1 protein-coding gene is annotated in these 272 nt (G+C 38.6%); it reads left to right on the forward strand.

Features of this window, described 5'->3' with window-relative positions; all coding sequences use genetic code 11:
• On the forward strand, window positions 1-272 hold a 272-nt coding region (locus R0J87_RS20450; protein WP_498888547.1), incomplete at both ends, for a hypothetical protein.

Raw genomic sequence — 272 nt, forward strand, 5'->3', positions numbered from 1 at the left:
CTTCAATACACAGGTTCAAGAGTTGGCTGATGAGATAGTTTTTAAAAAGGTAGATGAAGAGTTCGCTGGAGTGGTTGCTTTTGAAGGTGCAGCTGGCGAAAACGAAAACATCTATTTTAATAAAATGAGTAGCGAACCGTGTAGTCTAGGTCATTGTGAATACGATGGTATTGAGATTATGCAGGTAGACTTCAGTGCCAGTGAAAATGAAGAGTACAAGTCGCCTCACTTTTCAATGTCAGAACTCATATTTGAAGAAGCTAATTACAGAT

Origin of the sequence: Halomonas sp. SIMBA_159 (assembly GCF_046536035.1) — a bacterium.
In the GTDB taxonomy this organism is placed as follows: domain Bacteria; phylum Pseudomonadota; class Gammaproteobacteria; order Pseudomonadales; family Halomonadaceae; genus Vreelandella; species Vreelandella venusta_A.